The sequence below is a fragment of the Bradyrhizobium sp. ARR65 genome (genome assembly GCF_000472385.1).
Classification (GTDB): Bacteria; Pseudomonadota; Alphaproteobacteria; order Rhizobiales; family Xanthobacteraceae; genus Bradyrhizobium.
This window is the reverse complement of sequence record NZ_AWZU01000040.1, coordinates 56,878-69,921: the sequence shown is the minus strand read 5'-3', so window position 1 is coordinate 69,921 and position 13,044 is coordinate 56,878. Positions and strand designations below refer to the sequence as shown.

Below are 13,044 nucleotides of genomic sequence, written 5' to 3'. Positions count from 1 at the left end.
CCAATCCTGGCAAACGAGCGGGATGCTTTGTCCCATGGCGCTTCCAATCTGCCTGAGCAGTTTGCGGAATCTGTCGCCGAGCCGCGCGTCCCTAAACTCGCATCCACTACTCTCTCGATCAATCCAACATTCACCTTCCAAGGACCGCAAACGGCCTCTTGCCGATCGATCCCTTAATGTCAGCCCCATAGAGCACCCCCTCGCGAATCAGGTGCTCAGCAAGGAATCACAAGTGATTCTTTCGATTCAACATTTCGCCGATCAGCGGATCAGCCCGAGTGGTCAAAGTTATGGGTAATTGAAAGGGTTGCGGGGCAACCGATGGGTCGGGTCTGGCGACAAGACGGCTGACATCAGGGCACGTGTGTAGGGGTGGCGCGGGTCCGACATGATGGCCGCCGTCGGCGCTTGCTCCACGATGTGGCCGAGATAAATGACCGCAACACGGTGGCACAGACGTTCCACGGCCATTATGTCGTGCGAAATGAAAAGGTACGCCACCGACATGCTGGTTTGAAGCGAGCGCAAGAGACCCAGGATGTCCTCACGGACGGTCGGGTCAAGCGTTGAGGTCGGCTCGTCAAGTACGACAAGTTTTGGGCTGGTGATCAGCGCCCGGGCAATCCCCACTCGTTGCTGTTCGCTTGCCGTCAGTTCGATCGGCAAACGATTTAGGTATTGCGGCCCGAGACCCACTCGCTCCAGCATCTCGGTTGCAATCCGAAGCCAAGTCCCGGCCGGTGCATCGCGCTGCAAGGCGAGCGGTTCCTCAACTGTCTGTCGTACTGTCCGGCGCGGGTTCAAGGAGGCGAATGGATCCTGGAACACCATCTGCAAGTGCGATCGCAATGGTTTGAGTTCCCGCATCGTCAGTCGACTGATGTCGGAGCCTTCGAAGCGAATACGCCCGCTCGTCGGCTCAACCAAGCGGAGCAGACATCGACCCACCGTCGTTTTCCCCGATCCGCTTTCCCCGACGAGTCCAAGAGTCTCTCCGCGGCCGATCTCAAAGCTGATCCCATTGACGGCACCGACATAGTTTTGTCCCTTAAGGTAAAAGCGCTTGACCAGGCCTTCGACGCTCACAAGGGGCTCTGTCATCGAACGATCTTCAGGGATGTGTTGGTTCTCGCGGGGGCGGTGACGGCGCGCAAGTCGGCAGCTGCGATCAGTCTGCGAGTAACGGCGTGGCGAGGGGCTAATAGCACATCTCGAACTGGCCCCGCTTCGACGATCAAACCTTCGTGCAGAACTGCAACGCGGTCGCAATAATGGGCGACGATTCCGAGTTCGCGAGTCGCCAGGACTTGGGCGGCGCCATTTTGGTGACAAAGCTCTATCATCAGGTCGAGCACCTGCCGTTGTACGGTCACATCAAGGCCAGCCGTCGGCTCGTCAGCGACGATGAGCGGCGGCCGATGCACTAATGCGATAGCAAGGCAGACACGCTGCGCCATGCCGCCGCTCAACTCGTGCGGATAGGCCGCGAGCCAGTGCTCCGCGTCACCGATCCCGATCGTGCTCAACATCCTCGCGGCGCGCGCATGCGCCTCACGACGGGAAGACCGATGGTGGGCACGAATATGCGCCACCATAAAATCGCCGGTTCGCACCAGCGGATTGAGCTGGCTCTTGGGGTTGGCGAGCAGAGGCAGGATCTCATAACCGCGAATGGCGCGCAGCGTCTTTTCATCGAGGTCGGCGAGATCTTTGCCGCGGAAAAAGACGTGACCCGCCTGTTGCCGCAGACCGTAGCCGAGCAGCCTGACGATGGCGCGAACGAGGGTTGACTTACCGGAACCAGGGAGGCCGACCACCCCGAGAATCTCGCCCGGCATGAGATCAAAGCTCACGCCGTTGAGGACGGCAGGGCGACTATCAGCTTCGATCGTGAGCCCACGGAGCGAGAGGACCGCGCCCTTTGCAGAAGGTGCCGCGGATTCGCCGTGTGCCGGAGGCGTGATGCGGTCGTTTTTCGAGAGGCGACCCGAGGCTATGGCGTGTTGGCCCGGCTCCATCAGCTTGCTGGCGACGTCGCCCATGACGGCAAACGTGAACACGATCAGGCCCAACAAGAGACCGGGAAACATCGCCACCCACCACTGTCCGATGACCAGGAACTTGGCGCCGCTCGCGATCATCGCTCCGAGTTCGGGCGTAGGCGGGCTAACCCCGGCACCCACGAAACTAAGTCCGGCGGTCAATAGCACGGCAAAACCTATCGTAACCGACACCTGAACCAGCACTGTCGGCCAGGCGTTCGGAAGCAGATGCTTAAAACCGACGCCGAGTTCGGAGTTGCCAAGAGCCAGCGCCGCCTCGGCGTAAAGATGCTCGCGCAGAGCAAGGATCTCAGATCGCACTAGACGGAGGAACACTGGAAAGTTCACGAAAGCGACGGCGAAAACCACGTTAGCCGGTCCGGTGCCCCGAATCGCCACCAGAACCATAGCCAAGATGAAAACCGGGAACGCCTGGATGACGTCGAGAAGACGCAATGTCGCCTCCGATATCCATCGCATCGCTCGTCGATCTGCTCCCTCGAAATAGCCGGTGACGACCCCGAGCGGCGCGCCGATCGCCAGCGAGAGAGTGGTGGCAATGACGGCGATGAGCACGTCAGTGCGAGGAGCCGCGATGAGCCGGGACAGGACATCGATGCCGTTCTCGTCCGTTCCGAAAGGATGCGCGCGATTAGGCGGCACCAGCCGCTGCAGCGGATCGGCAAACATTGGTGGGTAGGGCGTAACCAAGGGGCCGATTGCCGTTATAAGCAGAACGAGAGCAAAGAGGATCAAGACCACCAGGTCGAAGCGGCTAAGGCGCGACCAGACTCCGCTGACGATCCGGTGCGCCCAACGCCTTGCTGCGTTTGCAGACGAACCCTGCTTCCGCCTATCGTCGTCAACCTTATACCCGTTCAAGACGCCCTCGCCGAGAGACGCGGATCGATCATGAACTGGACGAGGTCGACAATCAGATACACGATCATCGTGAAGACCGCAGCGACCAGCACAAAGCCCTGTATCGGCGCATAGTCTGCCGTCGTGATCGACTGCACCGCATACTGGCCAATTCCGTTCAGATTGAAAACTGTCTCGATCAGGACAGCGCCGCCGAGCAGGTATCCGGCAACTACGCCTGTGACCACCACCGTCGGCGGAGCCGCGTTGCGCATTGCCCATAGAAAGACCGTGCGTCGCGGTAGGCCCAGACCCTCGGCGTAGATCGTGTAATCGCTGCGAAGTGCGGCTTCCATGCTCGCTCTCACCATCTTGAAGATCGGGGCTCCATAAACGAAAGCAAGCGTGGCAGCTGGTAGGGCGAGATGAGACAAAGCGGATTTAAAGGTGTCGAAATCTCCGGCGAGCAATGCATCTATGGTGTAGAAACCTGTAACTCGCTCCGGCGGAAGCTCGATGATGGCGAGCCTGCCCTCCGGACCAGGCGCCCACCCAAGCACGCTGAAAAAGACAAAGATAAGGACCAAGCCGAGCCAGAAATCTGGCAAGGCTCCTGCGAGCAGGCCATAGCCGAAACTGATGCGCTGCATCGCGCGCGCCAGCCAGCCGCGCGACGGGCTTGCCGAGAGGAGGGCGATCGGCACCATAACCACCAGCACAATGAGCATTCCCGCAATCATGAGCTCAAGCGTTGCCGGCGCACGCACGAGAAGATCTTGAGCGACCGAGTTCGAATTGACCCAGGACCTGCCGAAGTCACCGTAAATGACACGCTGGAGATAGGCGATGTATTGCTGCGGCAGTGGCTGGTCGAGACGAAGCTGGTGGCGAAGCAGCTCTACTCCCTCCTCCGGGGCAAGTGGTCCCAATTCCAGGCGGGCGGGATCGCCCGGCAGCATGCGCACGAGACTGAACGTAATGATCGAGATCAGGAACACTTGCGGGATCAAAATCAACAAGCGTCGGCAGATGTACTTGAACGTCCGCATGTTCCTAAACCTCCACTTTGATCCGCCTCATACGCCTGCCTCCACATCGCCGTCTAAGGGATTGCGAGGCGGCATGACGGAGTTAAGGTGGCGTCCTACTTGGCGAAGGACATCTCGTTTACCTTATAATCTTGGGTGGGGAACCACTTCCAGCCCGATAGGTTGGCGCTCATGGCGCCGATGTACGAGGGTTCTGCGATCCAACCCAATGTTGCTGCCTGGTGAATGCGGTCTTCTGCAGGCCGGTGGAAGGCGTTCCGCTCCGCGGACTCGACGATCGACGCGCCCTGTTCGAGCAAGCTGTCGACCTGCTTGTCGCCGTAATTTTGGTAATTCACAGCGTTGCCTGTCTGATAAAGCAGCCTGAGCGCGTAGTTGGGGTCCGGCTGGATCGGGTAATCGATCCAGAGCGCAAAATCGGCTCTCTTCGATTGGACAACGTCAGAATGAGCCGACACGGGCTGCTTGCGTAGATCGATGTTTATACCGACCTGAGACAGCGTCGATTTCAAAAGCACGGCTATGTTCTCTTCCACTGGATCGCCGGCGCTGTAAGTCAGCGTCGTCTGAAATCCGTTGGCATAGCCTGCCTCGGCGAGCAGGCGCTTGGCCTCAGCGACATCGTATGTGTAGCTGTTGAATTCCACATACCCCGGATAGACACTGGGCATTACGCCTTCCCAGGTGACGGCCAGCCCGCGATAGATCTCTTTGACGATTTGGTCGCGCGGGAGCAGATGATTGATGGCCTGACGAACCTGCACCTTATCAAACGGCGACTTGATGTTGTTCATCACCAGATAGATTGCCTGGTTGCCGCGGACCGCGGCGACGCGCACATTGGGGGCCGCTGCAAGGTTGACTGCCTCGTCGGGCGAAACGCCTTCGATCAAATCCACTTTGCCATCTTTGAGCAAAGCCACTCGGCTCGCTGATTCCGGAACGACCTGATAGATGATGTGCTTGATCTTCGGTGGACCCTGCCAATAATTCGGGTTGGCATCCATGATGACGCGATTGCCCGCTTCCCAGCTGCGGATCACATAGGGTCCGAAGGCAACAAGGCTCGTCGAAGCCCATTTGGTTGCCCAAGGGTCATCGGAAGTTGAATGCTTCTTCGCTTCCGCACTGTCGTACCAATACCAGTAGAGATTCGTGAGGATCTTGCAGATAAGCGGCATCGGCGTGTCGGAACTGATGCGCACAGTGTGGTCGTCGACCTCTTGCCATTGCTTTGGGTCCGCCGCGTTCACAGCATTCAGCATGAACGTTCCAATCGCCTTGAGCGCATGCGCGCGCTCGACCCTCCACAGCACGTCCTTGGCCGTGAATTCATTTCCCGACGCCGATTTCACACCCTTGCGCAGACGATAAACGGCGGTCTTGCTGTCCGCACTTAAATCGCAGTTCTCGATAATGCCCTGATCCATCTGCTGCGTGCGGAAGTCTGGATAGGTGAATCCTGGGACCTTAGTCGGATCTGCTCCCGGGGTTGTCGCATACGGATAGGTGGTTGGTTTCCATTCTGCGCCCGGTTCAATGAGCTGCGCTGCCATCGTCCAAGTCTGAGGTCCCGACTGGCGGTCAACATCCACGCCTTGTGGTGTGCCCGGAATTGCGATGATGATGGTGTCTTTGGCTTGGGCCCGAGACCCGCCGCCGACTAACGCCAGCACTCCGCATCCGCAACCGAGCGCCCAGAGGACCAGATGCTCCCGCATGATTTCCTCATTGTTGGCTCAAAGATCTTTCTAAAGATTCAGCGGTCGGCAATCTTGTCCGCAGCCTTATCCATGATGGACTTCCTCAATCCGTCCTACCCAAGCCCATCCTTCCTTTTGCGGTATCGAGCGCAAAATTTTACCTTCATCTCAACTGCTTTGTCGAGCGTCGCCGCATCGAGCCATTGCAAATAGTCGAGAAACACCGCGAGTAGTTCCGGTCGCGCGCTGTATTTTGGATGGCTTACGCGTGCAACATCACGATACAGTCCCTTCGTCCACCGGCAGGGAGAACTGGAACGTAGTACCGTAGGGTATGTTTGGCGGATACCGGTCCCTGTCGGAAATCTAATCCGGCTGGCACGTGAGGCCGAATCGCGCAATGCTGCTGCCTTATGAGAGAAGCTTACAGCATGGTCTGGTCGGTGCTGGTCTCATTGTTCCGGACGCGGGTCTCGTTGGAAGCTGAGATCCTGATCCTTCGTCATCAGCTTAACATCCAGCGACGGCATCTGCCGAAGAGGCTGACCTTCAGTGCTATCGATCGCTGATATTTGTCGGGCTGTATCGTTTGGTGCCGGGTACCCTCAAGGCGCTGACGATTGTGAAGCCGGAGACTATCGTCCGTTGGCACGCGCCGGTTTCAGATTGTATTGGCGCTGGAAATCGCGACGAAGCTGCGGTCGACCAACTGTGTCGTTGGAAATTCGCCGGCTAATCCGCGAGATGAGCATCGCTAACCCCTTGTGGGGAGCGCCGAGAATCCATGGTGAGCTTCTCAAGCTTGGCATCAATGTCGGCCAGACCAGCGTCGCCAAGTATATGGCAGGGAGGTGGAGACCTCCGCAGGGATGGAAGACGTTCCTTCGCAACCATGCTGACGGCATTGTTGCAATGGACCTCTTCGTGGTGCCGACAATCTCATTCCGGCTGCTCTACGGATTGCTGATCATGGGCCATGGCCGGCGGCAGATCCTGTGGTTTGGGGCAACCGCGCATCCGACGGCTGAATGGATTGCCAATCAGCTCACTGAAGACTGCGGCTGGGAACAAATCCCTCGTTACCTGATCCGGGACCGCGATGGCGCCTACGGCGAGATTTTTGTCCGACGGGTTCGGTCGATCGGCATCCGAGACGGTCCAACATCTCCTCGCTCACCCTAGCAAAATGCATATGCTGAACGGCTGATCGGCTCGATCCGCAGGGAATGCCTCGACCATATCGTGGTGTTCGGCGAACGCCATTTGCGCCACGCCTTGCGCTCATACATGGATTATTACAACGGCACGCGCACTCACTTGGCATTGAATAAGGACGCGCCGATATCACGGGCCGCCGAGTGGACCGGGAATGTCGTCTGCCGCCCGATCCTGGGCGGACTGCATCATCAATATGGCAGGATTTGATTTACGGTAGGCACAGCCGGCGTATCTGAAGCTCCTTCATTTGCTCGGGCCGGCGCACGAAAGCGTGCACGCGATGGCCGAAGCTCGCGAGGTTTATCGCCATCGCGGTGCCCATCAGGCCAAGCCCGACGAAACCGATCTTGGCGAACGACGGCGGCGGCGTCCGATCCGTGTTTGGGTTGATCCGGTCGGAATTGCGCGACTTATCCGCGCTGAGTTCGCCTGAAGATCGATCCAGCATGACTACCTCGGTTGGCTGTTGTGTGGGGGAGCTGTCGGTAACGTAGGTCGCGAGGCCGGCCGGTTTGCCTAAATTTGGTTTTAGTGTCGCAAAGAGCCGCGGATCCTGCGGAATTCGGATGGCAAATCAAATTTTTAAATCGCTATTTAATGGCACAGGCGACACGGCGGTTCTAATCTGCTGGAAAGCGGTCTCGCCGCGCTTGGTGCCCGAGGCGGTGGAGACGACCGCAGAGCGGATGTCGCACCCAACCTGTACCTGCCGGCAGGCGGTGGCGCCGTCCGGCTCCTCGCGCCCGAGGCATTGACGCTATGACTTTGTCCTTTACCAGGCATATGGTTTCAACGGGCGTGGGCACGCGCCAAGGACGTTCGTGCGGCAGTCGAGGCCGATCTGATGACAAAGGTTCTTCTTGTCGAGGACGACAGTGAGACAGCAGAAGAAATCACTGCCGAGCTGACCGATCGCGGGTTCGAGGTCGAATGGTCCTCGAATGGGCTTGACGGTCTCGGTAAGGCGCGATCTTTGCGGCCCGACGCCATGATCGTGGATCGCCTGTTGCCGGGAATGGATGGCCTTTGTCGAGTCATTGCGCAAGGACAACGTTCGCACGCCGGTGCTGGTGCTGAGCGCGCTTGGCGCCGTCGACGATCGCGTCCGCGGGTTGCGCATGGGGGGCGATGATTATCTCACCAAGCCGTCCGCGGTCGTCGAGCTTATCGCCAGACTGGAGGCGCTGCTGCGCCGGCCGGTGGAGAGCCGCGAGACGACCTCGCGAGTTGGGCCGGTCACGCTGGACCTCATCGAACGCAAGGCGACGCGCGGCGAACGCAAGATCGATCTGCTGCCGCGCGAATTTCGCCTGCTCGAATACATGACGCGCCGCAGTGATCAACTCCTGACCCGGGCGATGCTGCTCGAGGAGGTCTGGAATTACAAGTTCGTTCCGGCCACAAATCTGTCGACGTCCATATGGGGCGTTTGCGACACAAGGTCGACGGTCCGGACGAAACGCCGTTGATTCACAATGTCCGCGGTGCGGGGTTCATCCTTCGCTCGCTCTCATGATGGTTGATCGTTCTCTGGTGGCAACGCCACCTGGTTTCAGGCGGGATATCGGGCAGCGAGATCCGGTGCTTCAGGTGCAATTCATACGCTCGAACACGTTCCGCTGGGCCTTGGCGGTAGCTGCCGTGCTCGCGGTCTTCATCATCGCGTTGTTCGGCTTCATCTATGTGAAGATCGACCATTATCTGATCGAACGGTCCGATCGCATGATCATGACCCAGGTCGACTTCATTGCTTGATTGCCGTCCGAGCACCGCATCAGGGCCATCCAGGACCATCTCGACCAGGATTCGCGGAAAGTCCAATTTGCCGGACTGTTCGACCCGACGGGTGGCCGGCTTGCGGGAAATCTCGCGCGTGCCTGACGCGCTTCGTGTCGATGTCCCTGCGCAAAGCGCAAAGGCCGCACAGAACAGAAGCGAGATGATCGACCCGGTCATCAGAGCCATCGGCCGGCGTTTGCCGAATGGCGACGCGCTAGTGATCGGATGTAATGTCGACGAAACGGCAGAAATTTCCCATGTCGTCGGCGAGGCGCTGGCGCTTGGCCTCTTACCAGCGCTCTGCCTCTGCCTGCTCGCCGGTGCGTGGCTGAGCCTTCGAGCCCGGCGGCGCGTCGACGAGGTCAACCAGCGCGTTCAACGCATCATTGCAGGCAATTTGCGCGAACGGCTGCCTCATCGGAACGTGAGACTGGCCGTGATCGTCAACGGCATGCTGGATGAAATGGAAGCCATGATCCATGCACTGTCCGGCGTCGGCAACGACATCGCTCACGATCTGCGGACGCCGCTGACGCGAGCCCGGCTGGCCCTCGAGCGTGGTCGGACCAATGCCGGCACGCTGGAGCAGCTTCAACAGGTCATGGACAAGGCAATTGCCGGAATTGACCAGTCACTGACCATCATCACGGCATTGCTGCGCCTTGCGGAGATCGAGAACAGTCGGCGTTCGGCGGCCTTTGGCGTGGTGGCACTGCACGAGACGCTGCGGGAAATCTGCGATGTCTACGAGCCCATCGCGGAAGACAAGCAGATCAAGCTCAGCGTCCATGTTGCCGATCAGCTCGAGGTGCGTGGCGATCGCGATCTGATGTTCGAGGCCATAGCCAATCTGGTCGACAATGCCATCAAATTCACGCCGGCAGGAGGCAATGTCGAGATCGACCTCGCCCGCGCCGACAAGCACACGGTTGTTCGCGTCAACGATACCGGACCCGGAATCGGTCAACAGGAGACCGAGGCCGTGCTGCGGCGCTTCTATCGCCCCGACAAGAATCGCAACACGCCAGGTGTTAGCCTGGGTCTCAACCTGGTGTCGGCCATTGTGAAGCTGCACGGATTTCGGCTGATGATCCATCCCGGTCCCGGCGGCCAGGTCGAGATTGTCTGCCCTGACGGCGACTGATCAGGGCCGGGCGGGTGTGACGGCCTTCAAGCCGGACATCGGGCGCCTTCAGGCACGCCGATCACGACGACACTGTGATTCTTCCACAGTCGGATCGGCATGACCGAGTCGTTCGAATGCACGATGAAGATTGTGGAGCTCGCAAGCAGCGAATTCCCCCCGCTTGTGATTCTTAAGCCGCCCGATCCGTAGGGAGTCGCCTTTAGAAGGCACTCTTGTATCGTGACACCTGGGCGGGGCTGCCATACACCCACATAGGCTCACCGCATTGGCTCGGCCCCTGGTCGTTCGTGCACGCGAAGCTCCACGGCGGAGCAGCAACCTCGCGGCCGACCTCGGCGAAGGAAGGATGTGAGTGAACGACTTCCTTTGCAATGGCCTGGTTGGCTCCCGACGCCATCAGCGACAGCGTTATCAACGATGCGATAGCGAAAGCGTTCTTGGTCATGATGGTCTCCTGTTCCTGTTGGAGTTATTATTGGGGTTATTAGGACCGGCGGCCTGATCGCGCAGGCCGGTTCTGGATTTAGGACGCTGGCTTGGGAGTGGGGGCCGCCGATGCCGACGACACCCGCCACACGGTGTTGCCGACGTCGTCTGCAATCAGCAGTGCGCCGCTCCGATCGACCGCGAGGCCGACCGGTCGACCGTGGGTGCGGCTATCGGCGTCCAGAAATCCGATGACGACATCCTGCGCCATCCCTGAGGGCTTGCCGTTGGTGAACGGTACGAACACCACCTTGTAGCCGTTGAACGGTGTGCGGTCCCAGCTGCCGTGCTCGCTCACGAACGCGCCGCCCTTGTATTTTGCTGGAAGACCGTTGCCCGTATAAATCGCAAACCCAAGCGGCGCGACGTGCGAGCTCAGCGAATAATCGGGCGCGATCGCCTTTGCCACCAGATCGGGGCGCTGCGGTTGGACGCGCGGATCGAGGTGCTGGCCGTAGTAGCTGTAAGGCCAGCCATAGAATCCGCCGTCCTGCACCGAGGTCATATAATCCGGCACCAGATCGGGCCCGATCTCGTCCCGTTCGTTGGCAATGGCCCAGAGCTTGCCCGTCTCGGGCTCGAACTGCAGTCCGGTCGGATTGCGCGTGCCGCTGGCATAGATGCGATGTGCACCGGTCTTGATGTCCACTTCCCAGATCGCAGCGCGCTCGCGTTCAGCTTCCATTCCGTTCTCGGCGATGTTGCTGTTCGAACCGACGCCGACATAAAGCTTGGTACCGTCGGGGCTCGCCACCAGGGATTTCGTCCAATGGTGATCGATCGGGCCGCCAGGCAGATCGGTCAGTTTGACTCCCGGCGCGGTGATCTTGGTCTCACCATCCTCGTAGGGATAACGGATGATGGCATCAGTATCTGCGACATAAAGGTAGTGCCCGACAAGAGCGACGCCAAACGGCGATGTGAGATTATCCAGAAACACGCTCCGCACATCCGGAGTGCCATCACCTTTGGTGTCGCGCAGCAGCGTGATGCGATTGGCATCCTTGGCCTTGGCGCCGGCAAACCATTGCACCCAGCCGGTGATGATGTCCTTGGGACGGAATACCGGTGCCTTGGGACCGTTGCTTTCGACCACCAGCACGTCGCCGTTGGGCAAGACGTAGAGTGATCGCGGATGCTGGAAGCCGGTCGCCAGCGCATGGACCTGCAATCCCTGCGGAACCTTGGGCGTGTCATTGCCCCACGGCAGCGGCCGCGCGATCCGGATCGGCGGGATCAGATACTGCTGCACGGCGGGCAGGACGGGATTGGCCCCGATCTGCTTTCGCGGATCGCCGCCGTTGCTGTCACAGCTCGCCAGCGCGAGGGCGGAGGCGGTGAGAAGGGAGGCTGCGGCGATACGCGGCAACTTCGTCTCTCGGCCAGAGTTGCGGATGCGGTTCATGCGCGTGCTCCACGACGGCGACTGATGAGGGTCCAGGTTGCGGAGGTCGCGACCAGGAAGAGAATGGCGACGACGATTGCGGACAGCGTCAGGCCCGTCGGCACTACGGCGGTATACCCGTCGCGGCTGTGAACGAGGACGTTCACGAGCGAGAGCAGAACCGCGGTCACGTAGCCGAATGCGCGAATCCAGGCCGGCTTCTGCCTGGCAAAAACCAGATCGACGATGGCGGCCAGCGCGACCAGCGCCGCCATGACCAGGCCGGCGGCAATCAGCCACACGGAGAACCTCTCCCACATGACTTCGTCGGTCCGCCAGTAGGCGAGGTCGGTAACCAGCGCCGCCGTGAAATAGGCCACGGGAAACGGCACCAGCATTTGATGAATTGTTCGGGTGTGGGTGATGGCCATGGGCTTCGGGCCGGCCTCAGGTCGGAAACCCGTCTCGACTGCAGCGGTGTGATTCATGCGTTGATCCTGTTCATGCTTCGCACGGCCTCGGCGAAGACATCTGGTCTGAACCAGAGATCTTCCGGGGGCGAGCGCTTGCTCTCAAAGATTGGCGGTCGAAGTCATCTCCGTTCTCCATCTGTCGCGCGCAAGGCCATTGGTGCCGATGCGCAAGCGCGAGCCTTTAGTTTCCGAAACGTCCCTGCCTTCGGAGGTGTCAGTTCAGATGTAGAGCGGGCTCCGGCGCGGCCCCATTAAATTGCGCTTCACAAACCTCACCTCGTCTTGAAGACGGCGCCCGCGTCGTGACGGAAAAATCCGCCACGCGGAGTGAGGCTCACTTGTCGGGATGAAGGGCCTCGTGCGGCGAGGAGGCTGTTCGAGGCAAGGTCCGGTGTTATCGACCGGCGCCGGGCGGCCCCGGGACATTCGAGGCCGCGGTCCGGCCCGCATTGTTTGATTGAGCGACCGATGCATTTCCGACCGCCTGCTTCATCGCCGATATATCGTGCTGTTGTTGAGCGACAATATCCCGGGCCAAGCGGCGGATTTCATCATTGTGCCCGTACATAAGCGCGGCGCGAGCAAGCTCCATGGTCGCCTGGTCCCGAGCAGCGATCATCGCGACGAAGTCACGATCGACGTCGCCGGAGGGTGGCGTCAGCGAAGCCTGGGCCATTTCACTGACGGCGGCATCCTTGGCGAACAGGAATTGTCGCTCGCCCGGGTCATTGATGGCGCTGCGGAGATGGTGTGTTTTTCCCGGATCCTGAGCCAACTCAAACGTAGTCGCGGAAACGGAGAGGCTTGCCGCCAGCGAAATGATCCGCCTGCGAATAAAGGCTCGCGAGAATACCGCCATGCTGAGCTCCGGACACCAGGTCGGTCGGGGCGGCCTCGATGCC

Annotated in this window: 11 protein-coding genes and 3 pseudogenes; 4 read left to right on the top strand and 10 right to left on the bottom strand. The window is 59.9% G+C overall.

The annotated features are described in order from the left end of the window. The 5 genes from F758_RS48325 to F758_RS0132090 all read right to left on the bottom strand — a co-directional run. The coding region (locus F758_RS48325) for an IS4/Tn5 family transposase DNA-binding protein (RefSeq protein WP_245286645.1) at positions 1-189 on the bottom strand (189 nt) is incomplete at its 3' end. A gap of 99 nt (positions 190-288) precedes the next feature. Further along, positions 289-1,101, bottom strand: a complete 813-nt coding sequence (locus F758_RS0132105) for an ATP-binding cassette domain-containing protein (protein WP_024511727.1) — start codon at positions 1,099-1,101, stop codon at positions 289-291. Continuing rightward, positions 1,098-2,732, bottom strand: coding sequence for an ATP-binding cassette domain-containing protein (locus F758_RS0132100; RefSeq protein WP_024511726.1), 1,635 nt, complete (start codon positions 2,730-2,732; stop codon positions 1,098-1,100). Before F758_RS0132100 ends, F758_RS0132105 begins: the two co-directional genes overlap by 4 nt. Before the next feature lie 188 nt (positions 2,733-2,920). After that, a complete protein-coding gene (locus F758_RS52195) occupies positions 2,921-3,952 on the bottom strand; it encodes an ABC transporter permease (protein ID WP_024511725.1) in 1,032 nt (343 codons plus the stop codon). 95 nt (positions 3,953-4,047) lie between these two features. Continuing rightward, positions 4,048-5,673, bottom strand: coding sequence for an ABC transporter substrate-binding protein (locus F758_RS0132090; protein WP_084305795.1), 1,626 nt, complete (start codon positions 5,671-5,673; stop codon positions 4,048-4,050). Positions 5,674-6,366: 693 nt separating this feature from the next. On the opposite strand from F758_RS0132090, the gene F758_RS51050 reads away from it, so the two are divergent. Next, positions 6,367-6,837: a transposase gene (locus F758_RS51050; RefSeq protein ID WP_198026614.1), complete on the top strand. Its 471-nt coding sequence runs from the start codon at positions 6,367-6,369 to the stop codon at positions 6,835-6,837. Between the two features lie 12 nt (positions 6,838-6,849). Further along, positions 6,850-7,080 (top strand): annotated as a pseudogene (locus tag F758_RS53470) (integrase core domain-containing protein); the annotation flags it as partial. A gap of 1 nt (position 7,081) precedes the next feature. Here F758_RS53470 and F758_RS0132080 read toward each other — a convergent pair. Continuing rightward, on the bottom strand, positions 7,082-7,321 hold the full coding sequence (locus F758_RS0132080; RefSeq protein ID WP_024511723.1) for an NAD(P)-binding domain-containing protein: 240 nt from the start codon (positions 7,319-7,321) through the stop codon (positions 7,082-7,084). A gap of 396 nt (positions 7,322-7,717) precedes the next feature. Here F758_RS0132080 and F758_RS45015 point away from each other — a divergent pair. Then, a pseudogene (locus F758_RS45015) lies at positions 7,718-8,389 on the top strand (response regulator transcription factor). A 65-nt stretch (positions 8,390-8,454) separates the two neighbouring features. Further along, positions 8,455-9,790 (top strand): annotated as a pseudogene (locus F758_RS45010) (sensor histidine kinase); the annotation flags it as partial. 208 nt (positions 9,791-9,998) lie between these two features. Here the strand turns inward: F758_RS45010 and F758_RS0132060 are convergent. The 4 genes from F758_RS0132060 to F758_RS45005 all read right to left on the bottom strand — a co-directional run bounded on the left by F758_RS0132060 (position 9,999) and on the right by F758_RS45005 (position 13,001). Continuing rightward, positions 9,999-10,244 (bottom strand): hypothetical protein, encoded by a 246-nt coding sequence (locus F758_RS0132060; protein WP_024511722.1) that lies wholly within the window; start codon positions 10,242-10,244, stop codon positions 9,999-10,001. Between the two features lie 78 nt (positions 10,245-10,322). Next, entirely contained in the window at positions 10,323-11,690 is a 1,368-nt protein-coding gene (locus F758_RS0132055; protein WP_051387102.1) for a PQQ-dependent sugar dehydrogenase, read from the bottom strand. Beyond that, a complete protein-coding gene (locus tag F758_RS0132050) occupies positions 11,687-12,157 on the bottom strand; it encodes a DUF2231 domain-containing protein (protein WP_024511720.1) in 471 nt (156 codons plus the stop codon). Before F758_RS0132050 ends, F758_RS0132055 begins: the two co-directional genes overlap by 4 nt. A gap of 379 nt (positions 12,158-12,536) precedes the next feature. Beyond that, positions 12,537-13,001 carry a DUF305 domain-containing protein gene (locus F758_RS45005; RefSeq protein ID WP_084305793.1) on the bottom strand — a complete coding sequence of 155 codons (465 nt, stop codon included), beginning with the start codon at positions 12,999-13,001 and terminating at the stop codon, positions 12,537-12,539. Between the last annotated feature and the right edge of the window lie 43 nt (positions 13,002-13,044).